General features: G+C 65.0%; 20 protein-coding genes, 4 tRNA genes and 3 rRNA genes. 17 read left to right on the top strand and 10 right to left on the bottom strand.

Annotated elements, in window-relative coordinates:
* The 6 genes from BLR19_RS13930 to BLR19_RS13955 form a co-directional block, all read left to right on the top strand.
* Positions 1-96 (top strand): 16S ribosomal RNA (locus tag BLR19_RS13930); the annotation flags it as partial.
* A 181-nt stretch (positions 97-277) separates the two neighbouring features.
* Positions 278-354 (top strand) — tRNA-Ile (locus BLR19_RS13935).
* A gap of 84 nt (positions 355-438) precedes the next feature.
* A tRNA-Ala gene (locus BLR19_RS13940) sits at positions 439-514 on the top strand.
* Positions 515-713: 199 nt separating this feature from the next.
* A 23S ribosomal RNA gene (locus tag BLR19_RS13945) occupies positions 714-3,494 on the top strand.
* Between the two features lie 87 nt (positions 3,495-3,581).
* A 5S ribosomal RNA gene (rrf, locus tag BLR19_RS13950) occupies positions 3,582-3,696 on the top strand.
* Between the two features lie 87 nt (positions 3,697-3,783).
* Positions 3,784-3,860: transfer RNA gene (locus tag BLR19_RS13955), tRNA-Met, on the top strand.
* A 187-nt stretch (positions 3,861-4,047) separates the two neighbouring features.
* On the opposite strand, the gene BLR19_RS13960 is transcribed toward BLR19_RS13955, so the two are convergent.
* From BLR19_RS13960 to BLR19_RS13980, 6 genes are all read right to left on the bottom strand, one after another.
* Positions 4,048-4,248, bottom strand: a complete 201-nt coding sequence (locus BLR19_RS13960; RefSeq protein WP_091752290.1) for a helix-hairpin-helix domain-containing protein — start codon at positions 4,246-4,248, stop codon at positions 4,048-4,050.
* A 145-nt stretch (positions 4,249-4,393) separates the two neighbouring features.
* Positions 4,394-4,555, bottom strand: a complete 162-nt coding sequence (locus BLR19_RS14910) for a hypothetical protein (protein ID WP_176758362.1) — start codon at positions 4,553-4,555, stop codon at positions 4,394-4,396.
* 90 nt (positions 4,556-4,645) lie between these two features.
* Complete coding sequence (locus BLR19_RS13965) at positions 4,646-6,679, bottom strand: TonB-dependent receptor (RefSeq protein WP_218119435.1); 2,034 nt, start codon at positions 6,677-6,679, stop codon at positions 4,646-4,648.
* Positions 6,680-6,834: 155 nt separating this feature from the next.
* Positions 6,835-6,911: transfer RNA gene (locus tag BLR19_RS13970), tRNA-Arg, on the bottom strand.
* A 175-nt stretch (positions 6,912-7,086) separates the two neighbouring features.
* A complete protein-coding gene (locus BLR19_RS13975) occupies positions 7,087-7,884 on the bottom strand; it encodes an SDR family oxidoreductase (protein WP_091752295.1) in 798 nt (265 codons plus the stop codon).
* Entirely contained in the window at positions 7,881-8,186 is a 306-nt protein-coding gene (locus BLR19_RS13980) for a 4a-hydroxytetrahydrobiopterin dehydratase (protein ID WP_017504996.1), read from the bottom strand. Before BLR19_RS13980 ends, BLR19_RS13975 begins: the two co-directional genes overlap by 4 nt.
* Before the next feature lie 157 nt (positions 8,187-8,343).
* Between BLR19_RS13980 and BLR19_RS13985 the strand changes: the two genes are divergently transcribed.
* Genes BLR19_RS13985 through BLR19_RS14000 form a run of 4 tightly spaced genes read left to right on the top strand, consistent with a single transcriptional unit; the run spans position 8,344 to position 11,941 of the window.
* Positions 8,344-9,045, top strand: a complete 702-nt coding sequence (locus BLR19_RS13985) for a Crp/Fnr family transcriptional regulator (RefSeq protein ID WP_055754686.1) — start codon at positions 8,344-8,346, stop codon at positions 9,043-9,045.
* A gap of 51 nt (positions 9,046-9,096) precedes the next feature.
* Positions 9,097-9,885 (top strand): class I SAM-dependent methyltransferase, encoded by a 789-nt coding sequence (locus BLR19_RS13990; protein ID WP_066553684.1) that lies wholly within the window; start codon positions 9,097-9,099, stop codon positions 9,883-9,885.
* Entirely contained in the window at positions 9,873-11,453 is a 1,581-nt protein-coding gene (gene ubiB, locus BLR19_RS13995) for a 2-polyprenylphenol 6-hydroxylase (RefSeq protein WP_066553687.1), read from the top strand. Before BLR19_RS13990 ends, ubiB begins: the two co-directional genes overlap by 13 nt.
* Before the next feature lie 29 nt (positions 11,454-11,482).
* On the top strand, positions 11,483-11,941 hold the full coding sequence (locus BLR19_RS14000; protein ID WP_255366694.1) for a hypothetical protein: 459 nt from the start codon (positions 11,483-11,485) through the stop codon (positions 11,939-11,941).
* Between the two features lie 3 nt (positions 11,942-11,944).
* Here the strand turns inward: BLR19_RS14000 and arfB are convergent, their stop codons facing one another.
* From arfB to BLR19_RS14020, 4 genes are all read right to left on the bottom strand, one after another.
* Positions 11,945-12,349 carry an alternative ribosome rescue aminoacyl-tRNA hydrolase ArfB gene (arfB, locus tag BLR19_RS14005; protein WP_017505001.1) on the bottom strand — a complete coding sequence of 135 codons (405 nt, stop codon included), beginning with the start codon at positions 12,347-12,349 and terminating at the stop codon, positions 11,945-11,947.
* Positions 12,346-12,804: a YaiI/YqxD family protein gene (locus BLR19_RS14010; protein ID WP_091752301.1), complete on the bottom strand. Its 459-nt coding sequence runs from the start codon at positions 12,802-12,804 to the stop codon at positions 12,346-12,348. Before BLR19_RS14010 ends, arfB begins: the two co-directional genes overlap by 4 nt.
* Before the next feature lie 83 nt (positions 12,805-12,887).
* Positions 12,888-14,228 carry an amidohydrolase family protein gene (locus tag BLR19_RS14015; protein ID WP_091752305.1) on the bottom strand — a complete coding sequence of 447 codons (1,341 nt, stop codon included), beginning with the start codon at positions 14,226-14,228 and terminating at the stop codon, positions 12,888-12,890.
* Entirely contained in the window at positions 14,228-15,706 is a 1,479-nt protein-coding gene (locus tag BLR19_RS14020) for an amidohydrolase (RefSeq protein WP_091752308.1), read from the bottom strand. Before BLR19_RS14020 ends, BLR19_RS14015 begins: the two co-directional genes overlap by 1 nt.
* Positions 15,707-15,842: 136 nt before the next feature.
* Here BLR19_RS14020 and trmB point away from each other — a divergent pair, with 136 nt between their 5' ends.
* The 7 genes from trmB (at position 15,843) to BLR19_RS14055 (ending at position 24,051) form a co-directional block, all read left to right on the top strand.
* Complete coding sequence (trmB, locus tag BLR19_RS14025) at positions 15,843-16,559, top strand: tRNA (guanosine(46)-N7)-methyltransferase TrmB (protein WP_091752311.1); 717 nt, start codon at positions 15,843-15,845, stop codon at positions 16,557-16,559.
* 35 nt (positions 16,560-16,594) lie between these two features.
* Positions 16,595-17,089, top strand: a complete 495-nt coding sequence (locus tag BLR19_RS14030; RefSeq protein ID WP_066553704.1) for a DUF1993 domain-containing protein — start codon at positions 16,595-16,597, stop codon at positions 17,087-17,089.
* Positions 17,090-17,229: 140 nt separating this feature from the next.
* A complete protein-coding gene (gene rimP, locus BLR19_RS14035; protein ID WP_066555243.1) occupies positions 17,230-17,829 on the top strand; it encodes a ribosome maturation factor RimP in 600 nt (199 codons plus the stop codon).
* Positions 17,829-19,562, top strand: a complete 1,734-nt coding sequence (gene nusA, locus BLR19_RS14040; RefSeq protein WP_066553711.1) for a transcription termination factor NusA — start codon at positions 17,829-17,831, stop codon at positions 19,560-19,562. Before rimP ends, nusA begins: the two co-directional genes overlap by 1 nt.
* A gap of 18 nt (positions 19,563-19,580) precedes the next feature.
* Positions 19,581-20,240: an RNA-binding protein gene (locus BLR19_RS14045; protein WP_091752314.1), complete on the top strand. Its 660-nt coding sequence runs from the start codon at positions 19,581-19,583 to the stop codon at positions 20,238-20,240.
* A gap of 108 nt (positions 20,241-20,348) precedes the next feature.
* Positions 20,349-23,381, top strand: a complete 3,033-nt coding sequence (gene infB / locus BLR19_RS14050; protein WP_091752317.1) for a translation initiation factor IF-2 — start codon at positions 20,349-20,351, stop codon at positions 23,379-23,381.
* Positions 23,382-23,625: 244 nt separating this feature from the next.
* On the top strand, positions 23,626-24,051 hold the full coding sequence (locus tag BLR19_RS14055) for a DUF2141 domain-containing protein (protein ID WP_091752320.1): 426 nt from the start codon (positions 23,626-23,628) through the stop codon (positions 24,049-24,051).
* Positions 24,052-24,060: the final 9 nt, after the last annotated feature.

Consider the following 24,060-nt stretch of genomic DNA (forward strand, 5'->3'; position numbering starts at 1 on the left):
ACCGCAAGGAGGCAGGCGACCACGGTAGGGTCAGCGACTGGGGTGAAGTCGTAACAAGGTAGCCGTAGGGGAACCTGCGGCTGGATCACCTCCTTTCTAAGGATGCTTCTCCAGGCCGTCTCTCACGAGGCTGTCTATTGAGGCTCCAATAAACGGCGGAACGCCGCCGTCTCCGTTTCTCTTTCCACTTTCGTCATCGACGCCTCGACCATACGGGTCGTTGAGTTGGTGACGCGATCGCGAGCCTGGGTGTTTATGACCCGGCTGTCGCTGCCATAGGCCCGTAGCTCAGGTGGTTAGAGCGTACGCCTGATAAGCGTAAGGTCGGCAGTTCGAGTCTGCCCGGGCCTACCAGGACTTCTGGTTCGCTGGGGGTTCTCAGCCTCAAGACGGCATCGCCGACAGCTCTCCTGGGCTTCGCACTATTCCTGATGGAATGGGGCCATAGCTCAGTTGGTAGAGCGCCTGCTTTGCAAGCAGGATGTCGTCGGTTCGACTCCGTCTGGCTCCACCAGGATCTTGTGATCGCATCAAGAATTGCCCGTCGGCGCTCGCCGGCTGGCATTGATATCGTAAAGGAAGAACGTGACCGGCTCCCCTGAGCTTTGAGGTCTTGTTCGAGAAGAAGACATTGTCTGACAAAAATCAGGCTTGGTCCCCCGGCATCTTTCCAGTCGGGCGGAATAAACCAAGCATGAGTTTTGCTGAGAAACGATCAAACGTTGAAGGGCTTCTGACGGATGCCTTGGCGTAGAGAGGCGATGAAGGACGTGGCAAGCTGCGATAAGAACCGGGGAGGCGCTAGCACCCTTTGATCCGGTTATTTCCGAATGGGGAAACCCACCTTTACAGTCTTCCAACTCTGTTTCTTCGGAAGCAGCGATTGGCGGATTGTTAAAAGGTATAATGAGCTGAATACATAGGCTTCATTAAGCGAACCCGGGGAACTGAAACATCTCAGTACCCGGAGGAAAGGACATCAACCGAGACTCCCGTAGTAGTGGCGAGCGAACCGGGACCAGGCCAGTGCTCTTGTGAAATAAAGACGAACGATCTGGAAAGGTCGGCCATAGTGGGTGAAAGCCCCGTAGTCATCAAACAGCAAGAGACTCGAGTAGGGCGGGACACGTGAAATCCTGTCTGAACATGGGGGGACCACCCTCCAAGCCTAAGTACTCCTCTACGACCGATAGTGAACAAGTACCGTGAGGGAAAGGTGAAAAGCACCCCGACAAGGGGAGTGAAACAGATCCTGAAATCGGAAGCCTACAAGCAGTCGGAGCCGCCAAGCGCGGTGACGGCGTACCTTTTGTATAATGGGTCAGCGACTTCATGTGTCGAGCAAGCTTAAGCCGTTAGGTGTAGGCGCAGCGAAAGCGAGTCTGAATAGGGCGCTAAGTTCGACGTATGACGACCCGAAACCAGGTGATCTATCCATGAGCAGGTTGAAGGTTGGGTAACACCAACTGGAGGACCGAACCCGTGAATGTTGAAAAATTCTGGGATGACTTGTGGATAGGGGTGAAAGGCCAATCAAACCTGGACATAGCTGGTTCTCCGCGAAATCTATTTAGGTAGAGCGTCCGACGAATTCCTTGGGGGGTAGAGCACTGGATGGTTGCGGGCTGCGCGAGCGGTACCAATACTAACCAAACTCCGAATACCCAAGAGAACTATCGGGCAGACACACGGCGGGTGCTAACGTCCGTCGTGAAAAGGGAAACAACCCTAACCATCATCTAAGGCCCCCAAGTCACGGCTAAGTGGGAAACGATGTGGGATTGCTTTGACAATCAGGAGGTTGGCTTAGAAGCAGCCATCCTTTAAAGAAAGCGTAACAGCTCACTGATCAAGCGATCCTGCGCGGAAAATGTAACGGGGCTCAAGCCGTGCGCCGAAGATATGGGTTTGCAGTTTACTGCAAGCGGTAGCGGAGCGTTCCGTAGGCCGGTGAAGGTCAGGCGTGAGCCTGGCTGGAGGTATCGGAAGTGAGAATGCTGACATGAGTAACGATAAGAGTGTGAGAGACACTCTCGCCGAAAGACCAAGGGTTCCTGCGTAAAGCTAATCTGCGCAGGGTTAGTCGGCCCCTAAGGCGAGGCTGAAAAGCGTAGTCGATGGGAAGCAGGTAAATATTCCTGCACCAGCTGGAAGTGACGGATGGCTTAACTCGTACCCACTTATTGGATTGTGTGTGCGGGGGCGTTGTCCCAGGAAATAACTCCAGCAGAGACCGTACCCGAAACCGACACAGGTGGTCAGGTAGAGCATACCAAGGCGTTTGAGAGAACTATGCTGAAGGAACTCGGCAAATTGCACGCGTAACTTCGGAATAAGCGTGACTCACCTTGCGCAAGCAGGACTGAGTGGCACAAGCCAGGGGGTAGCGACTGTTTAGCAAAAACACAGGGCTCTGCGAAGCAGCAATGCGACGTATAGGGTCTGACGCCTGCCCGGTGCCTGAAGGTTAAAGGGAGATGTGAAAGCGTCGAACTGAAGCCCAGGTAAACGGCGGCCGTAACTATAACGGTCCTAAGGTAGCGAAATTCCTTGTCGGGTAAGTTCCGACCTGCACGAATGGCGTAACGACTTCCCCACTGTCTCCAGCATAGGCTCAGTGAAATTGAATTCCCCGTGAAGATGCGGGGTTCCCGCGGTCAGACGGAAAGACCCTATGAACCTTTACTATAGCTTCGCCTTGGCGTTAGCGACCGTATGTGTAGGATAGGTGGGAGACTATGAAACCGGGGCGCCAGCTCTGGTGGAGTCGTCCTTGAAATACCACCCTTACTGTCGTTGACGTCTAACCGAGGGCCGTTATCCGGTCCCGGGACATGGCGTGGTGGGTAGTTTGACTGGGGCGGTCGCCTCCTAAAGTGTAACGGAGGCGCGCGATGGTGGGCTCAGACCGGTCGGAAATCGGTCGTCGAGTGCAATGGCATAAGCCCGCCTGACTGCGAGACTGACAAGTCGAGCAGAGACGAAAGTCGGCCATAGTGATCCGGTGGTCCCGAGTGGAAGGGCCATCGCTCAACGGATAAAAGGTACTCTAGGGATAACAGGCTGATTTTGCCCAAGAGTCCATATCGACGGCAAAGTTTGGCACCTCGATGTCGGCTCATCACATCCTGGGGCTGGAGCAGGTCCCAAGGGTATGGCTGTTCGCCATTTAAAGTGGTACGTGAGCTGGGTTCAGAACGTCGTGAGACAGTTTGGTCCCTATCTGCCGTGGGTGTTCGAAGCTTGAGAGGATCTGTCCCTAGTACGAGAGGACCGGGATGGACATACCTCTGGTGTACCTGTCATGGCGCCAGCTGTGCAGCAGGGTAGCTAAGTATGGAATAGATAACCGCTGAAAGCATCTAAGCGGGAAACTAACCTCAAAACAAGGCTTCGCTGAGGATCGTGGAAGACTACCACGTTGATAGGCCAGGTGTGGAAGTGGGGCGACCCATGAAGCTTACTGGTACTAATAATCCGATCGGTTTGATCGTTTCTCAGCAAAACTCATTCGATGATTGCTCCTTGACCAGAGCAATCTCAGACAATGTCTTCTCATCATCCGCTGTCCCCCTGGTTGACCTGGTGGCTATGTCGGAGGTTCCCCACCCGATCCCATTCCGAACTCGGTCGTTAAGCCCTCCAGAGCCAATGGTACTTCGTCTCAAGGCGCGGGAGAGTAGGTCGCCGCCGGGTCTACCAGGCGGACAGCCGATGATGAACAAACACCGCAATCGCGGTCCTTCTCGATCCGTTCTTCCTTCACGATACACTACCGTTTGCCGCGGGATGGAGCAGCCCGGTAGCTCGTCAGGCTCATAACCTGAAGGTCGTAGGTTCAAATCCTACTCCCGCACCCAAAATACCAAAAAGCCCCACCGCCAAAAGCCGTGGGGCTTTCTGCTGTTTGATGACCAGATGCCGAGTTGCGGTCAAACTGCCGTGTCCCTGAAGACCGAACCTGCCCAAGCATTCCAACAGATAGAAATCCATGCGGCAGCGTTACGTCACCGAGGTTATGGACACCCGTTTGATGGAAGACATCGCCTAGGTGGCGTCGGCAGGTTCGACGTAAAGGTGCGTTTCGACGCCATCCGTTTTTTGGGCCAGGCCGGGCACTTCGTCGAGCTGGCGAAGGCTGGTGAACAGACCGCGTTCCTCACGATAGCGGACAATCTCAAACCCATGGCCACGCAAAAGTTCAACGCCATTAAGTTCGGCCGAAGTGGCGGTGTTCAAGTCAATCATCTGTCGCGGTCCGTAGTAGAGCCTCACGGCCGGTGGCCGCGGGTTTGCGCGGGCTGGCCACTTCGCCGGCTGTTATAAAGTTCAAGCGATTGGAAAGGACGTGCAGCAAGCCACGCCCCGATACAGGTCGGAAGGCCTTGGGCCCCTAGATCCCGCCGCTTCGCACGACGACGACTGCGATCAGCGTCAGGAAGACGACGGCTGCGGCCGCTATGGCGAGAGCCGTGATGCGAAAGGCGCCGCGTGTCGGCTTGTCGGGCCGGTCTTCGTAGCCAATCGGGACTTTACGGGGTTCTTTGTCGGTCATGGGCGATCAACGCACGGAGGCGGTTCGCGTTCGCCGACGCGTGTGAGCCTTCGGCGCAACCAAGGCTGCGCCGAAGGCTCTCGATGTTCGTCAGAAGCGGTAGGCGACGCCGACCCGAAGGTTGCGCCCCGGCAGAGGGGCGATGTCCTTGAGGAAGGACACGTGTTCGCGGGCTTCCTCGTCCGTCAGGTTCCGCGCCTCGGCGAACAGGGTGACGTTCTGCTGGGCGAAGGGACGGACCGCGACCGAGGCGTTGACCAGGGTGTAGTCGTCGGTCGGCAGTTCGAATTCGTTAGCGACCCGGTCCTGTTCTCCGACGTGGCGAACCTCGGCGCTGGCGTCGAACTTGGTCGATGTCCAGGCCAGACGTCCGGTGACGGAGTAGGGCGGGATCCGCGCGGCAGGGCCGAAGTCCGTCTGGGCGTGGACATAGTCGGCCGCGCCTTCCAGCGACAGTTTGCGATCGCCGTCCTGCCAAAGCGCATAGGCGCCTTCCAGCTCGAAGCCATAGAACTTCGCGTCGGTCTGGACGAACCGATAGATGGGGAAGAACTCGTCCTCTTCCTCGAAATAGAACTGGTCGCCCGTCGGCCGTTCGTCGATGAAGCCGTTATACCAAGAGTGATAGACGTGCAGATCGCCGGTGAACCGGCCGCGATCATAGTGGGCGGTGCCCTCCAGCGTCGTCACCTTTTCGGAGTTCAGCGTCAGGTCGCCGGTCTCGTAGGCGGCGGTGGCGATGTGGACGCCGTCGGCGAACAGCTCGACCTCGCTGGGCGCGCGTTCGTTGTGGGCCAGGCTGAGGCCCAGGAACAGGCCGGCGGTCGGGCGGATGAAGGCGGCGGCGGACGCCGACCAGTTGTCGAACTCGCGCGTGACTTCGCTGGCGCCGCCGATGGGCGTGCCGCTGAGTTCGCGCCGGTCATAGCGCAGGCCGCCCTCGAAGCCATGGTTGCCAAGGTCCAGACGCTGCACCGTATAGAGGCCCAGTTCGTCGATCTTGACGGAGGGCACGAAGGCCTCCTCGCCGATGGCCTCGAAGTTGCGCGATAAGGCCTGGACGCCGACGGCGCCGTTCCAGCCGTTGCGTTCGCGCTGGACAAGGTCCGCACGGCCTTCCCAGCCGTCGGAGTTGAAGATGGTGCCCGGCTCGCCCACGGCCTCGAACTCGGTGTGGGTGTAGTCGGCATGGCCGTAGGAGCCGCGCAGGGCCGAGAAGGGCCCGCTGTCGAAACGGTATTCGCCGCGCGCGTCCCAGCGCTTCTGGTTCAGCTTGATGAAGACCGACTCCTCGGCGACCGTGCCGTATTCGCTGTCGGTGTTCTTGTAGGAAACGCCGGCGAAGCCCTTGTCGCCGATGTAGGAACCGCCGACGCCCCAGGCTTCCAGGTCGGTATAGCTGTTGGGCTGGGTTCCGGTGTCCTCGCGCGCAAGGCCTTCGGCGGCGGCGCGCCTGGCGGAAATAGCCGGGGCCGGGATGTCATAGTCGTCGGTCTTGCGCTTCACCCCATCGACGTTGAAGGCGAAGTTCCCGCTGCCGACGGTCATGCGTCCGAAAGCGCTGCGGCCGTCATCGACGCTGGACGCCTGGGTGGAGACCACGCCGGACACGCCGCCCTCGGGGATTTCGGTGGGGATGCGATCGTCCAGAACATTGACCACGCCGCCGATGGCCGAGCCGCCATAGACCAAGGTCGCGGGTCCGCGGATGATCTCGATACGATTGGCCTCGGCCGGATCGGTGGCCACGGCGTGGTCGGGCGAGACAGAGCTCGCGTCGATCAGGCCGATACCGTTGGTCAGCACCTGGACGCGCGGCCCGCTGAGGCCGCGAATGACGGGTCGGCTGGCGCCGGGCGCGAAGTCGGTCGAACGGATGCCCGGACGCCCGCTCAGCATGTCGCCGAGCGAGGCCGCCGGCGCCGTGGCCAGGGTCTGTTCGTCCACGACGTCCGTCGCGATTACCGAGGCCCGCTGGCTGATGCCATAGGGCGCGCCTGTGACGATGATATCGCCCAACTCCGCCGGGGCTTGCGGAGCGGACTGCGCGGCGGCGGCGCCTGCCAGAATCGTGGAGCCTGCGGCCGCCATGAGCAGGGATCGCGAGACGCTTGAGGGACGCATGGAAAAACTCTCAGCCTAGGGAGGAAGTGACTTGTTACGAGATAACGTCACATAGGCTTTGCGCAATCAAGAACCCGACGACGATTTTGTGTCGGGCGTGTCTCTAGCGGCGCCGCCGGCCGGAGAAGAGTCGTGGACAATCTTGAAGGGGAAAATGGCGCACCCGACAGGATTCGAACCTGTGACCTCTGCCTTCGGAGGGCAGCACTCTATCCAGCTGAGCTACGGGTGCGTCGGCCGGCGCGACGCCGGAACAGGCCGCTTACAGCATGGCGCAAGCGGCCTCAATCCCGAATGCGCGGATGACGACTGGATGGCCGCCATCAATCACCGACAAGGAAGGCCAACGGCCTCAAGCAGCGCGAAGCGCGATAGGCCCAAAAAGAAAGCAGTAGGGCGCTCGCGCCTTACTGCGCCGTCATGCCGCCGTCGATCTTGAACTCGGACCCCGTGACGAATTTGGATTCGTCGGACGCCAGATAGAGGACGCAGTAGGCGACGTCGTCGGGTTCGCCGATCCTCTTCAAGGGAATGCCCCGCGCGAGGCGTTCGTGCGCCTTGTCCTCGTCCCCGCCGGCCATGGCGATGAAGGGATCCAGGATCGGCGTCTTGATGAAGACAGGGTGGACCGAGTTGCAGCGCACGTTCCATTCGGCCTTGGCGGCCTCCAGCGCTAGGGTCTTGGTGTACATCCAGACCGCCGCCTTTGTGGCGTTATAGGCGCCCATGCCGGGGGCGGCCGCGAGCCCTGCGATCGAGGAGATGTTGATGATCGAGGCCGGAGCCGAGGCGCGCAGATGCGGCATGGCGTGTTTGGCGCCCAGCATGATGGAGCGCAGGTTGATCTCGTACTGACGCTGCCAGTTCTCGATCGTGTCCTGTTCGACGAAGGCCAGCGGGCCGCCGACGCCGGCGTTGTTGACCAGCACCGACAGACCGCCGAGATCGGCGACGGCGGCGGCGATCACGCCTTCCCATTCGGTCTCGCTGGCCACGTCGTGAGCATAGGCGAAGGCGGCGTCCGGGATTTCCGCATTGATCCGGCTCGCCAGGGCCTGGGCGCGAGCGACGTCGATGTCGGTGACGGCGACGCGGGCGCCTTCGCGGGCCAGCATGAAGGCCATGGCCTCGCCCAGGCCGCCGGCCGCGCCGGTGATCAGGGCCGTCTTGCCGGCGACGCGGCCGGGACGCGCGGCGCCGTTCACGACTTCACCCCCATGCCGGCCGCGGCGTCGTCAATGAAGCGGGCAAGGGTCACGTCCTTGTCCGTCACGCCATCGGCGTCGTGGGTGGTGAGCAGGATCTCGACGCGGTCATAGACATTCGACCATTCGGGATGGTGGTCCATCTTGTCGGCCATCAGGGCGACGCGGGTCATGAAGCCGAAGGCGGCGTTGAAATCCGCGAACTTCAGCGTCCGCGTGATGGCCGGGCGATCGCCGTCATGCGCGCGCCAGGCGGGCAAATCCTTCAGCGTTTCCGCTACGTCAAGCCGTGTGTCGGTCATCGCGTTTCCTCTTTTTCCATTTTGCGTAGGGCGCCTGATGGATGGCGGCAAGCGGCGAAGACGCGCGGATCCGTCCAGGGAACCCATGGTCAAGCTTGTGCATTGATCGAGCAGCGATCGTCGCTCTTCGGCGTCATCGGTCGCCAGCGGGGTTAGGATGGAAAATCTCTGGATCGCCGCTTTGGATGCGGCCGACCGCAAGCGGATCGAACCGCATTTGAAAGAGCGCGAGATCACGCGCGGCCAGATGCTCTATGACGCCGGCGAGGCGGTCGATCAGGTCTGGTTTCCGATCAAGGGCGTGGTGTCGCTGATGACCATCCTGCCGGATGACAAGATGGTGGAGACGGCCGCCATCGGGCGTGAAGGCCTGATCGGCGTGACCTGCGGACCGTTCAACGCCCGCGCCGCTAGTCGGGCCATTTCGCAACGCGACGGGATCGCGGCCCATTGCTCGGCCGAGGTGTTCGGCGAGGCGCTGGAAGACAGCGAGACGCTGCGCTCGGCCCTGTCGCGCTTCACCGAAGGTTTGATGGCGCAGGTGCAGCAGGCGGCCGCCTGCAACGCCCAGCATCGGCTGGACGAACGGTTGGCCCGCTGGCTGCTGATGCTTCACGACCGGGCCGAGGATGACCGGATCGATCTGACGCAGGCCGATATCGCCGGCATGCTGGGCGTGCGTCGCGCCACGGTGTCGGAGGTCGGCACAGTGCTGGAGCGCAAGTCGCTGATCCAGCGGGGACGCGGCTGGGTCAGGGTGCTGGATCGCGACGGCTTGGAGGCGGCCTCGTGCGGCTGTTACGGCCTGATGCGCGACGTGATGAAGGATTTGAAACTGCCGCAGCCCGAAGCGGCCTGATCGGGTGTCTCATCGGATGACGGGGGCGCTGCGACGCGCTAGACGACGACTATGACCGACGCCTCCTCCCACGGCCCGCATTCGTCGGGCGATCGTTCCTCCTTCGGCTTTCGCGACGTGGATGCGCGCGAGAAGGTGAAGATGGTGCGCGGGGTCTTCGATTCCGTCGCCTCCAACTACGATGTGATGAACGACCTGATGAGCGTCGGCGTCCACCGCATCTGGAAGGATATCGCCGCCGCCAAGCTGAATCCGCGTCCCGGCGAGACCATTCTAGACGTCGCCGGCGGCACCGGCGACATGGCGCGTCGCTATTCCAAGATGGCGCGCGCAGCCCAAGAGCGGCGCGGCGGCGAGGACGCCAATGTCATCGTGCTGGACTACAACGCCGAGATGATCCTGGCCGGCGTCCACAAGGGCGGCGAACCGGAGATGCAGTGGAGCGTCGGCGATGCCATGAACCTGCCGCTGCCGGATGCCTCGGTCGACGCCTATTCGATCAGTTTCGGCATCCGCAACGTGGCCCATATCGACAAGGCCCTGGCCGAGGCGCGCCGGGTGCTGAAGCCGGGCGGTCGGTTCCTGTGCCTGGAGTTTTCGCGCCCCACCACCACGCCGATCCGCAAGGTCTACGACGCCTGGTCCTTCCACGCAATTCCGCGCATCGGCGGCTGGGTCGCCAAGGATCGCGACAGCTATCAGTATCTGGTCGAGAGCATCCGTCGATTCCCCGATCAGAATACGTTCAAGGGCATGATCGAGGACGCCGGCTTCCGCCGCGTGTCCGTCACCAATCTGTCGGGCGGGATCGCCGCCATCCATCACGGGTGGGCGATCTGACCAGCCGGATCTATCGCACGGCCCCGCCGCCGCCCGCGACGGTCGCGGTCCAGAACCCGGTTGCGTCCTTCCTGCGCCTGCTGGGCTGGCTTTGGGTCTTGGCGCGTCATGACGCCCTGATCCCGCGCGAGGTGACCCATCTGCTGCCGGCCTGGACGCGACCGTTTGCTCGGTTCGTGCAACTGTTCTCAGGTCGAGCTGGCCGCCAGGGTCGGCCGGGCCAGAGGCTGGGCAAGGCGTTCGAACATCTGGGCCCCGTGGCGATCAAACTGGGTCAGGTTCTGGCCACGCGCGCCGATATCTTCGGGCTGGAATTCGCGCGCGACCTTGGCCGATTGAAGGACGCTCTGCCGCCGTTCTCTCTGGAAGAGGCGCGTCGCGAGATCGAGAAGTCGCTGGGGCGACCGGCCGAAAGTCTGTTCATCGACCTCAGCCCGCCGGTTGCCGCCGCCTCCCTGGCCCAGGCGCACCGCGCGACCCTGGCCGATGGGCGGGCCGTCGCGGTCAAGGTGCTGCGGCCGGGAGTCGAGCGGCGGGTCGCCAATGGCCTGGATTCGATGCGTCTGGCCGCCCGGCTGGTCTGGCGGCTCGTGCCGATGGCGCGGCGGCTCGAGCCGTCCGCCTTTGTCGAGACCATCGCCAACTCGCTGGATCTGGAGTTGGACATGCGGCTTGAGGCCGCCGCCGCCAGCGAGATGGCCGAGGTGCTGGCCAAGGACGGATATATGTCCGCGCCAGCCGTGATCTGGGACGGTGTGGGCAAGCGCGTGCTGACGCTGGAGTGGGCGCAGGGCGTGCCCATGACGGATCCGGCGCTGCTGGACCTGCCGGGATTGGACAAGGATCAGCTGGCCGACAATGTCGTGCGCGCCTTCCTGGTCCAGGCTTTGGACCACGGGGTGTTCCACGCCGACCTGCACGAGGGCAATCTGTTCGCCAGCGCGCCGGCCCATCTGACGGCGATTGACTTCGGCATCGTCGGGCGGCTGGGACCGGCGGAGCGGCGCTATCTGGCCGAGATTCTGTGGGGCTTCATCAGCCGCGACTACGACCGGATTTCGCGCGTGCATTTCGAGGCCGGCTACGTCCCACCGCACCACTCGGTCGAAACCTTCGCCCAGGCGCTGCGCGCGGTCGGCGAGCCGGTGATCGGCCGCGCCGCCAGCCAGGTGTCGATGGGCCGGCTGTTGGGCCAGTTGTTCGAGATCACCGCCCTGTTCGACATGCGGCTGCGGCCCGAACTGATCCTGCTGCAAAAGACCATGGTCTCGGTCGAGGGCGTGGCGCGGCGGCTGCAACCCGATCACGATCTGTGGAAGGCCGCCCAGCCGGTGGTCGAACGCTGGATCCGCCGCGAGCTGGGACCGCAGGCCCAGGCGCGTGATGCGATCAACGAAATGATCGCCGCCGCCCGCGCCATCTCGCGCCTGGTTCAGGAGCCGCCGCGCCCGGCGGCGGTGGTCATCGAAAAGTCGGGAACTCCGGCTTGGGTGACGGCTTCAGTCACGGTCGCGGTCATCGCGGCCTTGGCGGCCCTGGGCCTTTCGCTCTGGCCCTATCTGACCTGACCGGAGCTTTCGCTATGAAGCCGACCTTGATGAAGACCGCTATCGCAGCCGCCGTCTTGCTGGCGCCCGTGCCCGCCTTGGCTCAGGCCGCCGCCGGCGCCGTGCCGAACGGCTTCGACCGCCCGGCTCAAGCCGCAGCGCCTCAAGCCCGCCCCGCCGCTGCGCCCGCAACGGCGTCCGTCGCCCAGGCTCCCGACATCGCGCGTTCGGAAGAGGCTTTGCGCGCCGTGATCGCCAGCGCCCAGGGGACCGGCTTCGACTATTCGGATTTCACGACCGGCCTCGGAACCCAGATCCGTCAGCAGGAGGCCCAGGTGGTCCCGCTGATCAAGGGCTTCGGCGCCGTCAAGACGGTCGAATACGTCAAGCAGGAAGGCGAGGCCCAGATGTTCAAGGTCACCTTCGACAATCAGGTCACCGAATGGCTGATCGGCTTCGACGCCGAGGACAAGATCGCGGCCCTGCTGTTCCGCCCGGCCGAGAGCTGATCGTCAGTCCAGCGAAGGCTTGCCGCGCCCCGACTTGATCGAGGCGCGGGTCGTCTTGGCCTTGAGGCGGCGTTCCTTTGACGCCTTGGTCGGGCGTGTCGGCACGCGATAGACGGGGCGGATCGAGGCCTCGTCCACCATCGCCTGAAGCCGTTCGATGGCGTCGGCGCGATTGCGCTCCTGAGTGCGATGACGCACGGCGGTGATCAGGATCACGCCTTCCAGCGTCAGCCGGCTGCCGGCTAGCTTCATCAGCCGCGCCTTGACCGGATCGGTCAGCGACGGCGAGTTCTTTACATCGAACCGCATCTGGACGGCGGTCGAGACCTTGTTGACGTTCTGCCCGCCCGGACCGCCCGCGCGGTAGAAGTGAAACTCCAGCTCGTCCTCGGGGATGACGGTGGTCATGTCGCCGCCTTGCGCGCCTTGACCACGGCCTGGTCCAGCGCTTGCAAGAAACGCGAACGGTCGGCGGCCGAGAACGGCGGCGGACCGGATGTGGCCACGCCCATCGACCGCAGATGCTCGCCCACCATCCGTCCCGCCAGGGCCGAGCCGATGGAGTCCGGGGTGAAGGGCTGGCCGTTCGATTTGAGCGCCTGGGCGCCCGACTTCAGACAGCGGTCCGCTAGGAGAATATCGGCGGTGATGACCACGTCGCCTACGCCCGCCCGCTCAGCGATCCAGTCGTCGGCGATGTCGGGGCCGGCGTCCACCACCACCTGTTCGATCAGCGCCTCGCGCGGAACCTGCATCCAAGTGTTGGAGACGACATAGGTCTTCAGCCCATAGCGGCGGACGACGCGATACACCTCTTCCTTCACAGGGCAGGCGTCGGCGTCGATGTAGAGAACCGTGGGCATGGGCGTGACCTAGCGCGGACGCGGCCAATGAAAAAGGGCGGGACCGTGCGGCCCCGCCCTTTCCGTTCAGACCAAAGCGGTCCTTAGTTGCGATAGGCCGGCGGCATCGGCGTCTGCTGGCGATAGCGGTCGCGCAGCATCAGCGGTCGGCTGGTCAGGGGCTGTTCGACGCCATTGACGAAAACGGCCGACGGCTGGCTGAGCGGCTCCAGCGGATCGCCGGACCAGACCACCACGTCACCCGCTGCGCCCGGCGCGATCTGGCCGAACTGACCGGCCATGCCGAAGATCCTGGCCGGATTGACCGTCAGGGCGGCGATGGCTGCGCTATAGGGCAAGCCGTGCGAGACGGCGTTGCCCGCGTTGTAACGGGCCTCGCGTGCGCGGTGGGTCGAGCCCTCGTTGCCCTTGATCGCGATGACGACGCCCGCCGCGTTCAGAGCCGCTGCGTTTTCCGCCCGCGCCGCCCGCATCTCGAAATCGCTGGGCAGGTTGGAGATGGGGTTCAGCAGCACCGGCACGCCGGCAGCGGCGATGTCGCCGGCGACCAGCCAGCCCTCCTCGGCGCCGTCCAGAATCAGTTTGATCCCTTCCTCGCGCGCCAGGCGCAACACCTGCTGAATGTCCGAGGCGCGGTGGACGGTGACGATCAGCGGCATCGTCCCGTGGGCGACGGGGATCAGAGCCTCGAGATCGGCCCGCGACAGGCTGAGATCGCGCAGGCCCGCCCGCTCATAGGCCGACTTGTTGCGGGCATAGAAGCGGACCTCCGACAGCGTCTCCTTGAACAGGACGAACTGCGCCCCGCGCGCGCCGCCGGCGATGTCGGCGCCCGCTTCGCCGAAGGGGGCGACCATGGCCACGCGCGGCTTGACCAGGATGTTCGAGCCTTGACCCAGGTTTATGATCGCCGCCTGACCCGCGAACAGGCCCGGCGTCTGATAGCCGCCGTCGCCGGCGCCGGCCGTCTCGTCCTCATGGACGTGGCCGCCGGACGAGCCGGGATGCTGGGGCACGACGATGGCGCGGGTGATGCCGCCCAGCCGCGCGACCGGCAGGGTGAAGGACCAGGGGTCCAGGCCGTAAGAGATGTCGAAGGCGGCGCTGAGCGTATTGGCGCTGTTGCGCAGTTCGTTGGTGCCGCTGACCGAGCCGACCTCGGTCCCGGCCAGGCCGGAGTCCACGGCGACGAAGCCAGGGGCGACCGTCTTGCCCGCCGCGTCGATGACGCGCGCGCCGAACGGCGCGCCGCCTGAGCCCACCGAGACGATCTTGCCGTCGCGCATGACGACCGTGCCGTTCTCGATGACGGAGTTTCCGGTCAGGATGCGCCCGCCGACGATGGCGACGGTTTCCTGCGCCATCGCAGGAACGGCGAGAGACAGGGCCGCGACGGCGCCCGCGAGGATGTGAGACAGGCGCATCAGCGGGCTCCTTCCGTGACATTGGCGGCGGTCAGGCCATAGCCCGGCTGACCCAGTTCGAAGTCGCTGGTCGGCTGATAGGCGGGGTTGCTGCGATCAAAGGTCAGGGCGCCGTCGATGAAGACCTGATCGGCGCGGGCGTAGATCGAGAAGGGATCGGCGCTCCAGATCACCACGTCGGCGCGCTTGCCGGGCTCCAGCGACCCGGTCTGTTCGGCGATGCCGATGGCCTTGGCGGCGTTGGAGGTGATCCAGCCGATCGCGTGTTCCTCGGAAATGTTCAGCCCGGCGCGGCGACCGGCCGACAGGGCGGCGGCGGCCTCCTGGTTCAACCGTTGAGTCAGCTCGGCGTCGTCGGAGTGGATGACGGCGCACGATCCCTGTTGGGCGTCCACCAGGGCTGCGTTCTCCTCGATGGCGTCCAGCGCCTCCATCTTGAAGCCCCACCAGCCGGTCCACATGGCCGCGCAGATGCCGTTGGCGGCCAGTTGCGGCGCCAGCTTGTAGGCCTCGGTCGCGTGGTGGAAGGTTGTAATGCGGTAGCCGAACTCCTTGGCCATATCCATCATCAGCGCCATCTCGTCGGCGCGATAGCAGTGGTTCTGAATCAGGATCGAACCGTCCAGAACGCCCATCAGGGTCTCGTTCTGAAGGTTGCGGGTCGGGGCGGCGCCTTCGCCGTCCTCGCGCCACTTGTCCCATTTGGCCTTGTAGTCGCGTGCGGCGATGAAGGCGGCGCGATAGCCGGCCATATTGCCCATGCCCGTCGCCGGGCTCTGGTTGCGGCCGCCATAGACGCGCGACGGGTTCTCGCCGCAGGCCATCTTGACCGTATAGGGGGCGGCCGGGAATTTCAGGCCTTGCATGGTGATCGAGGGCACGTTGCGGATCGTGACGCCGCGTCCGCCGAACAGATTGGCCGAGCCGGGCAGGATGTGAAGCGTGGTCACGCCGCCGGCGCGGGCGGTGTTGAAACCAGGGTCCTGGGGCCACAGCGAGTGTTCGGCCCAGACCTGGGCGGTGTTCGGGCTGGTCGCCTCGTTGCCGTCGCTCATGCCGCTGACGCCGGGCGACGGATAGACGCCCAGGTGGCTGTGCACGTCGATGACGCCGGGGGTGACATAACGGCCGCGCGCCTCGACGACGCGATAGCCGGCAGGGACGGGGGTCGAGGCGTCGCCGACGGCGGCGATCTTGCCGTCCGTGACCACGACCACGCCGTTCTCGATCTTGCGATCCGTGCCGGTCAGGACGGTGGCGCCGACCACCGCGAAGTTCTCGCGCGGCAAGGGCTGATAGGTGGAGGGATAGGGATCCAGCGTCGTCGCGGGATCCAGACCGGCGGCCAATGTCCGCTCCTTCGACGGTTTCGAGGCCGTATCATCAGGCGTCTGGCCGGTGGTGGCGCAGGCCGACAGGCCCAGCACGGCGCATGTAATGGCCGCGAGGCTGACGCCCCGCAGATGATGTCCGATCATCGAAATCCCTCTCCCGCGAAGCGTCAGCCCCGACGCCGCTTACGATGGGCATAGAAGGGCGTTCGGCCGCGACCGTCAAAAGGTTTCGGCGTTCGTCTTCTGGACGCCCGCAGCCGCGACGGCTAACGGCAGGCGCATGAACGCCGATGACCGTCCCGAGGACGAAAACCCGCATCTCGACCGCCCGCTGCGGTCGTTCGGCCGCATCAAGGCCCGCCCCATCAAGCCCCGCCAGGCGGCGCTGATGGAGACCCTGCTGCCCGAGATCGCCGTGCCAGATCCCAAGGCCGGGCCGCTGGACCCCAAGACGATGATGCCCAAGGCGACCGATGTCTGGCTGGAGATCGGCTTCGGCGGCGGCGAGCATATGGCCGCCCAGGCGGCGACGCGGCCCGACGCGCTGGTGATCGGCTGCGAACCCTTCCTGAACGGCGTGGCCTCGGCCCTGCGTCATGTCGAAGAGGGCGGACTGAAGAACGTCCGCATCCATGCCGACGACGCGCGCGACCTGGTCGACGCCCTGCCGGACGCCTCGGTTGACCGGGTGCTGATCCTGTTCCCCGACCCCTGGCACAAGGCGCGCCACAACAAACGCCGTCTGTTGCAGGACGAGACGGCCCAGGCTTTCGCCCGCATCCTGAAGCCCGGCGGCACGCTGCGCTTCGTCACCGATTGGCTGGACTACGCCGAATGGGCGCTCGAGCGGCTGAACCGCACGCCGGGACTGGAGCGGATCGGCTCCGCGGATCAGGACTGGTTCGTCCCGCCTGCCGATCACGTCGTGACGCGCTACGAAGAAAAGAAGCTGGGCGACACGACCCCGGTCTTCCTTGAATATCGGCGCGTTGATTAGCAGCTAAGGGGTCGTTCCAACCGGACCTGACCTCCATGGCCTTTTCGATCTACGACGCCTCGGCGCCCGTCTTCGTGCGTACGCTGAACAATCTGTCGGCCTTGCTCGACAAGGCGCTTGCTCAGGGGTTCGATGAGGCGGCCCTGATGGAGGCGCGTCTCGCCCCGGACATGAACCCGTTCCCAGCCCAGGTGCGCACGGCGGCGTTTTCGGCGCGGGCCTGCGTCGCCCGGCTGGTCGGACAGGACTGGCCCAAGACCGACGATACCGAAGCGTCGTTCGCCGAGCTGAAGGCCACCATCGCTCTGTCCATCGCCTATATCGAAAGCGTGCCCCGCGATGCGTTCGAGGGCGCCGAGACACGCGAAGTGGTGCTGAAATTCCCCGGCGGGCAGCACGAGTTCAACGGCGTCGATTATCTGACCGGGTTTGCGCTGCCGAACTTCTTTTTCCACGTCACCATGACCTACGCCTTGTTGCGCGCGGCGGGCGTCGAGATCGGCAAGCGCGACTATCTGGGGCCGCGCTGACGGCGGGTTTGATCGTGGGGGGGCTGACAACCCCTTTCGGTTGGCCTATATGGCGCTCACATCGTTAGACCGGCGTCCAACGGCGTCGTTCCAAGCGGCGGCCCGGACGGACCGCCGCTTTTGTTTTGGATATTCGTCGCTTGCGCGCAAGAACCGCCCAGGATCGCCAGTTGCTGGACCTGATCGACCCCATCGCGGAGTCGTTGGGCCTGGACGTCGTGCGCGTGCGCCTGATGACCGGCTCCAAGCGCCAGCGCCTTCAGATCATGGCCGAGCGGCCGTCCGACCACGACATCTCGGTCGAACAATGCGCCAAGCTGAGCCGCGCGGTGTCGGAAGTGTTCGACGCCGCCGACCCCATCCCCGGCGAATATATGCTGGAGGTGTCGTCGCCCGGCATCGACCGGCCCTTGACCCGTCCCATCGACTTCGACCTGTTCGAGGGCGAGGAGGCGCGTCTGGAAACGGACCGGATGATCGAGGGCCGCAAGCGGTTCAAGGGCGTGCTGGCCGGCTATGAAGACGGCAACGTCCTGATCGACCTGGACGGCGAGGACGACACCGCGCTGATCCCCTTCGACTGGCTGAGCGACGCGAAGCTGGTCCTGACCGACGCCCTGATGAAACGGGGCGCCGCCATTCGCGCCGCACGCGGCGAACCCGAAGACGACGGCCTACCCGAAGGGGAAGCCTCCGACCTGACAACCGACACCACGACCCCTTCTGAGGACAACGCCTGATGGCCGTCACCGGTATTTCCGCCAACCGCCTCGAACTGCTGCAGATCGCCGAGGCCGTCGCCCGCGAGAAGAACATCGAGCGCGAAATCGTCATCGAGGCGATCGAAGAAGCGATCCAGAAGGGCGCCAAGTCGCGCTACGGCGCGCACCACGATATCCGCGCCAAGATCGACCACAAGACCGGCGAGCTGTCGCTGACCCGTCACGTCACCATCGTCGAGGACGACTGGATGCCGGAAGACGAGCTGGAAGAGTTCAACGACAGCGCCATGGTGCGCCTGAAGGACGCCTCCAAGCGCGATCCGGAGGCGGTGGTCGGCAAGGAATACGTCGAGAACCTGCCGCCGTTCGAATTCGGTCGGGTGCAAACCCAGATGGCCCGCCAGGTCGTGACCGGTAAGGTCCGCGAGGCCGAGCGCGCCAACCAGTACGAAGAGTTCAAGGATCGCGTCGGCGAGATCGTCAACGGTACGGTCAAGCGCGTCGAATACGGCAACACCATCGTCGACCTGGGCCGGGGCGAAGGCGTCATGCGCCGCGACCAGTCCATCCCGCGCGAAGTGTTCAACATCGGCGACCGGATCCGCACCTATATCTACGACGTCCGGCCCGAGGCCAAGGGGCCGCAGGTCATGCTGTCGCGCGCCCACCCCGGCTTCATGGCCAAGCTGTTCGCCCAGGAAGTGCCGGAAGTTTATGACGGCGTGATCGAGATCCGCGCCGCCGCCCGTGACTCGGGTTCGCGCGCCAAGATGGCCGTCCTGTCGAACGACAGCTCTATCGATCCCGTCGGCGCCTGCGTCGGCATGCGCGGCTCGCGCGTTCAGGCGGTCGTCGCCGAACTGCAGGGCGAGAAGATCGACATCATCCAGTGGAATCCGGACGAGCCGACCTTCATCGTCAACGCCCTGGCCCCCGCCGAAGTCTCCAAGGTCGTGCTGGACGAAGAAGCCGGTCGCGTCGAAGTGGTCGTGCCGGACGAGCAGCTGTCGCTGGCCATCGGCCGTCGCGGCCAGAACGTCCGCCTGGCCTCGCAACTGACCGGCTGGCAGATCGACATCATCACCGAGGCTCAGGACTCCGAGCGTCGTCAGCGCGAGTTCGCCGAGCGCACCGGACTGTTCCAGGAAGCCCTGGACGTCGACGAAGTCATCGCCCAGCTCCTGGTCACCGAAGGCTTCGCCACGGTCGAAGACCTGGCCTACGTCGATCCGTACGAAGTCTCCGAGATCGAAGGCTTCGACGAAGAGACCGCTGAAGAGCTTCAGGCCCGCGCCCGCGAATATCTGGATAAGAAGGCCGCCGAGCTGGACGCCAAGCGCGTCGAACTGGGCGTCGAGGACGGCGTGCTTCAGGTGCCGGGCGTCACCCTGCCCATCGCCGTCGCCCTGGGCGAAGGCGGCGTTAAGACGGTCGAGGATCTGGCCGACCTGGCCACCGACGAAATCCGCGGCGGCTATGAGGTCAAGAACGGCGAGCGGGTGAAGGTCCCCGGCGTGCTGGAAAGCTTCAACCTGGCGCAAGAAGACGCCGAGCTGCTGATCCTGCAGGCGCGCGTGGCCGCCGGCTGGATCGACGCTTCGGAACTGCCGCAGCCCGAGCCGGAAGAGTACGAAGAAGAGGGCGACTACGCCGAGGGCGAATACGATCCGGACCAGGTGTTCGGCGACGCGCCTGCCGAAGACGACACGGCTGAGGGCGAAGAGTCCGACGCCGAACCGTCGAACGCGTGATGGGAGACCTGGCCACATATGAGCTTGCGCGACGCAACGATCGATAGGGAACGCCGGGACCTCGTCTCTCACGAGGTCATGGACGAATCTCGCCTGATCCGTTTCGTCGCCGGGCCCGATGGCCAGGTGGTCCCCGACCTGGGCAGGAAGCTGCCCGGACGCGGCCTGTGGGTCGAAGCCAGCCGCGCCTCGGTCGAGGCGGCGGTCAAGAAGAACGGCTTCACCCGCGCGGCCAAGACCAAATTGACCGCCCCGGCCGACCTGGCCGATGTCGTCGAACGGCTGCTGGCAAGGCGCTGTCTCGACCAGCTGGGTCTTGCCCGGCGCGAAGGCGTTCTTATATCCGGCTTCGAGAAAACCGCGGCGAGCCTGCGTGCGGGCAAGGCCGCCTGGGTGCTGGAAGCCGCCGATGGCTCGGCCGACGGGCGCGGAAAGATCCTCGCCCTGGCCCGTCATCAGACCGCCAAGATCTGCGGCGCGTTCACGGCGGACGATTTGAGTTTGGCCCTTGGGCTGGAAAATGCGATACACGCCGTCCTGCTTGCGGGCGGACGCGCCGATCGGTGGACCATCGAGGTCGAACGACTGGCTGGATTTCGGCCGCTTCGCCCCCCTCACTGGGACGTTTCCAGTGTCGAGGACGGATCGGCGGGAGCACCCCTTACAGGGGCGAGCTGAGGATTTTAGCGGCCGAGGGCCTGTCTCCAAGGGCGGAGACGGGCTCACGGTCGTTCATGGGTATTAGATGAGGACGGCGGGCCTTTCCGCCCCGAGTAAAGCGACCGGATGAGCGACGAAAACGACAAGACCAACCAAGGCCAGGGCAACACGGGCGGCACGCCGTCCCAGACGGGGCCGCGCGCTCCGCTGAGCCTGAAGCCGCGCGTTGTGGGATCGGTGCCGACCGGCACCGTGAAGCAGAGCTTCAGCCATGGCCGATCCAAGACGGTGGTGGTCGAGACCAAGCGCCGCGCCGGCGCCGGCGGACCGCAACGTCCGCAGGGCTTCGATGTCGCACGTCCTCAACAGGCTGCTCAGGCGCCGCGTCCGCAAGGTCCGCGTCCGTCGCAACCCGCCGGCGGCGCCCTGTCGGCCGAGGAGCAGGAAGCCCGCCGTCGCGCCATCGCCCTGGCCACGCAAGCGAACGCCGCCAAGGCTGACGCAGCCGCCGCCGCCAAGGCCGCCGCAGACGCCGCAGCCCGCGAACAGGCCGCCGCCACCGAACGCGCCGCCCAGGCCGCTCGCGACGAGGCCGCCGCCGCCAAGGCCGCCGCAGAAGCTGCACGCGCCGAAGCCGCCAAGCTGACGGCGGCTGCGCCTGTCGCGCCGGCCAAGCCCGCACCCAAGCCGGCCGCGCCCGTGGCCGCCGCGCCTGCGCCTGTCGCGCCGACCCCGGCGCCTGCGACTCCGGCCCCGGCTGCGCCCGCCCGTCCGGCCGCTCCGGCCCGCCCGGTGGTCAACTTCGGCCAACGTGTGCCTAAGCCCGGCAATCCCCAACGCGCCGCACCCGAGCGTCCGGCCTTTGGCGGCCGTTCGGCCCGCGAGCAGGCGATGGGCGGCGGCGATCGCGCCTATTCGGACCGCCCCCAGAGCGATCGCCCGCAAGGCGACCGTCCGCAGGGCGCCCGTCCCGGACCTGGCGGTCAGCGTCCGCAAGGCGCCAAGCCGGCCGAGCCCGTCCGCTATTCGGCCCTGAATCCGCGTCCGGCGCCCGGCGCTGCCCGTCCCGGCGGCGCGCGCACCGGCCCTGGCGGTCGTCCGACCCCGAACGCCCCGCCGGCCGAGGCCAATGTTCTGCGTCCAGCTCGTGCGCCCGGCGCCGGCTTCGGTCGCCCGGCCGGTCGTGACGACGATCGCGAGAAGCGTTTCTCCGACGCCGGTAAGGCCGTCAGCCGCACGCGTGGCGAGCCCAAGCGCCGCGAAGGCCGCATGACCATCCAGTCCGTGGTCGGCGACGGCGACGCCGCCGAGCGGATGCGCTCGCTGGCTTCGGTCCGCCGTGCTCGCGAACGTGAGAAGGAAAAGCGCAAGGGCGGCTCGACCGATGCGCCCAACCGTCCGCGTGAAGTCGTCATTCCCGACGTCATCACCGTGCAGGAGCTGTCCAACCGGATGGCCGTGCGCGGCGTCGACATCATCAAGTTCCTGATGAAGCAGGGCCTGATGATGAAGATCAACGACGTGATCGATTCCGACACCGCCGAACTGGTGGCCGAAGAGTTCGGCATGGCCGTCAAGCGCGTCTCGGAATCCGACATCGAAACCGGCTTCCTGGGCGAGGCCGACGATGCCGACGCCTCCGACACCCGCGCGCCGGTCGTGGCCATCATGGGCCACGTCGACCACGGCAAGACCTCGTTGCTCGACGCCCTGCGTACGACCGACGTCGCAGGCGGCGAAGCCGGCGGCATCACCCAGCACATCGGCGCCTATCAGGTTCGCCTGCCGGACGACCAGAAGGTCACCTTCCTGGACACCCCGGGCCACGCCGCCTTCTCGGCCATGCGGGCGCGCGGCGCCAATGTGACCGACATCGTGGTTCTGGTCGTCGCCGCCGACGACGGCGTCATGCCGCAGACCATCGAAGCCATCCAACACGCCAAGGCGGCCAACGCGCCCCTGATCGTGGCGGTCAACAAGATGGATAAGCCCGGCGCGACGTCGCAGAAGGTCGTCAACGAGCTGCTGCAGTACGAAGTCATCGCCGAAAGCCTGGGCGGCGAGACCCAGATCATCGAGGTCTCGGCCAAGGAGCGGATGAACCTCGACGGCCTGCTGGAAGCCATCCTGATCCAGGCCGAGGTTATGGACCTGCGCGCCAACGCCGATCGCTCAGCTGAGGGGGTGGTCATCGAGGCCAAGCTGGACAAGGGTCGCGGCCCGGTCGGCACCGTGCTGGTCAAGCGCGGCACGCTGAAGCGCGGCGACATCGTCGTCGCCGGCGGATCGTGGGGCAAGGTTCGCGCCCTGCTGAACGAGCGCAACGAACAGCTGACCGAAGCCGGTCCGTCGGTCCCGGTCGAGATCCTCGGCCTGGACGAGGCGCCCTCGCCGGGCGACGTCTTCGCCGTGGTGGAATCCGAAGCCCGCGCCCGCGAGCTGACCGAATATCGTCAGCGGGTGAAGCGCGAGAAGGCCCAGGTTTCGGGCGGCTCGGTGTCGCTGGTCGACATGATGGCCAAGCTGGGCTCCAAGAAGGCCTCGGAACTGCCGGTCGTCATCAAGGCGGACGTGCAGGGTTCGGCCGAAGCCATCATGGGTTCGCTGGACAAGATGAGCACCGACGAGGTGCGCGCCCGCACGGTCTATTCCGGCGCCGGCGGCATCACCGAGAGCGACGTCAACCTGGCCAAGTCGGCCGGCGCGCCGATCCTCGGCTTCAACGTCCGGGCTTCGAAACAGGCGCGCGATCTGGCCGAGCGCGAAGGCGTCGAGATCCGCTACTATTCGATCATCTACGACCTGCTGGACGACATCAAAGGCGTGCTGTCCGGCATGCTGGCGCCGCTGCAACGCGAAACCTTCCTGGGCAACGCTGCTGTCCTTCAGGTGTTCGACATCTCCAAGATCGGCAAGATCGCCGGTTGCCGGGTGTCGGAAGGCGTGGTCCGCAAGGGCGCGCGCGTCCGCATCATCCGCGACGACGTCGTGGTGCTGGAGCTGGGCACGCTCAACACGCTCAAGCGCTTCAAGGACGAGGTCAACGAGGTCACGGCCGGCCAGGAATGCGGCATGCAGTTCCAGGGCTTCCAGGACATCAAGGAAGGCGACTACATCGAGTGCTTCACGGTCGAAGAGATCAAGCGCACGCTGGACTAGTTCCTCGTCGCGAGCACGAAGAGTTTAAGGCCCGGAACTCCAGGTTCCGGGCCTTTTTCTTTGCGGTCCGGACGTGATGCTTTCGACAGTGGGCGTTCGCGCTTCGCGAATGAACGAGGGTGGTCGTTGGCGAACGGCGGCCGTTCATCGCCGCAAGCGCGGTGGTGAAGGGCAGGGCACGACGGCACGGTCTGGTCATCGAGGGCCGGTCGTCGGTCCTTCCACTGACACAGGACACGCCGTCATGAAGACCGTCGCCGCCATCGCTCCCGTTCTCGCTCTCGCCGCCGCCCTGACAGCCGCGCCCGCCTTCGCCGCCGACTTGACCGTCGCCTTCCCGAGCGCGGCGCCCCAAGGCCAGATCATGGTCGCCGTCTTCAACAGCGAGGCCAACTATGGCGGCGAGGGCCAGCCGGCCCAGGTCGCCATGCTGGATGCCGCCGCCGGCCAGACTAGCGTCACCTTCGACGGCCTGCCGGACGGCGACTATGCGGTGCGCGCCTTCCACGACCTGAACGGCGACGGCAAGATGAACACCAATCCCTTCGGCATGCCGGTCGAGCCCTTCGCCTTCTCCAACAACGCCGTTGGCAATATGGGACCGGCGTCTTGGGAGCGCGCCAAGTTCGCGGCCGCCGGCGCGACGACCCAGTCGATCGACCTGAAGTAAGCGACGAAA

The organism is Brevundimonas sp. 374 (assembly GCF_900102995.1).
GTDB classification, from domain to species: Bacteria; Pseudomonadota; Alphaproteobacteria; order Caulobacterales; family Caulobacteraceae; genus Brevundimonas; species Brevundimonas vesicularis_C.

Coding starts and splice junctions, on each gene's coding strand:
- BLR19_RS13960 (WP_091752290.1), bottom strand. CDS start 4,248: ATGATTGACTTGAACACCGCCACTTCGGCCGAACTTAATGGCGTTGAA.
- BLR19_RS14000 (WP_255366694.1), top strand. CDS start 11,483: ATGAAGACCGCTATCGCAGCCGCCGTCTTGCTGGCGCCCGTGCCCGCC.
- nusA (WP_066553711.1), top strand. CDS start 17,829: ATGGCCGTCACCGGTATTTCCGCCAACCGCCTCGAACTGCTGCAGATC.
- BLR19_RS14045 (WP_091752314.1), top strand. CDS start 19,581: ATGAGCTTGCGCGACGCAACGATCGATAGGGAACGCCGGGACCTCGTC.
- BLR19_RS13980 (WP_017504996.1), bottom strand. CDS start 8,186: ATGACCGACACACGGCTTGACGTAGCGGAAACGCTGAAGGATTTGCCC.
- BLR19_RS13985 (WP_055754686.1), top strand. CDS start 8,344: ATGGAAAATCTCTGGATCGCCGCTTTGGATGCGGCCGACCGCAAGCGG.
- BLR19_RS14015 (WP_091752305.1), bottom strand. CDS start 14,228: ATGCGCCTGTCTCACATCCTCGCGGGCGCCGTCGCGGCCCTGTCTCTC.
- trmB (WP_091752311.1), top strand. CDS start 15,843: ATGAACGCCGATGACCGTCCCGAGGACGAAAACCCGCATCTCGACCGC.
- infB (WP_091752317.1), top strand. CDS start 20,349: ATGAGCGACGAAAACGACAAGACCAACCAAGGCCAGGGCAACACGGGC.
- BLR19_RS14020 (WP_091752308.1), bottom strand. CDS start 15,706: ATGATCGGACATCATCTGCGGGGCGTCAGCCTCGCGGCCATTACATGC.
- BLR19_RS14055 (WP_091752320.1), top strand. CDS start 23,626: ATGAAGACCGTCGCCGCCATCGCTCCCGTTCTCGCTCTCGCCGCCGCC.
- BLR19_RS14030 (WP_066553704.1), top strand. CDS start 16,595: ATGGCCTTTTCGATCTACGACGCCTCGGCGCCCGTCTTCGTGCGTACG.
- BLR19_RS14010 (WP_091752301.1), bottom strand. CDS start 12,804: ATGCCCACGGTTCTCTACATCGACGCCGACGCCTGCCCTGTGAAGGAA.
- BLR19_RS13965 (WP_218119435.1), bottom strand. CDS start 6,679: ATGCGTCCCTCAAGCGTCTCGCGATCCCTGCTCATGGCGGCCGCAGGC.
- arfB (WP_017505001.1), bottom strand. CDS start 12,349: ATGACCACCGTCATCCCCGAGGACGAGCTGGAGTTTCACTTCTACCGC.
- BLR19_RS13990 (WP_066553684.1), top strand. CDS start 9,097: ATGACCGACGCCTCCTCCCACGGCCCGCATTCGTCGGGCGATCGTTCC.
- BLR19_RS14910 (WP_176758362.1), bottom strand. CDS start 4,555: ATGACCGACAAAGAACCCCGTAAAGTCCCGATTGGCTACGAAGACCGG.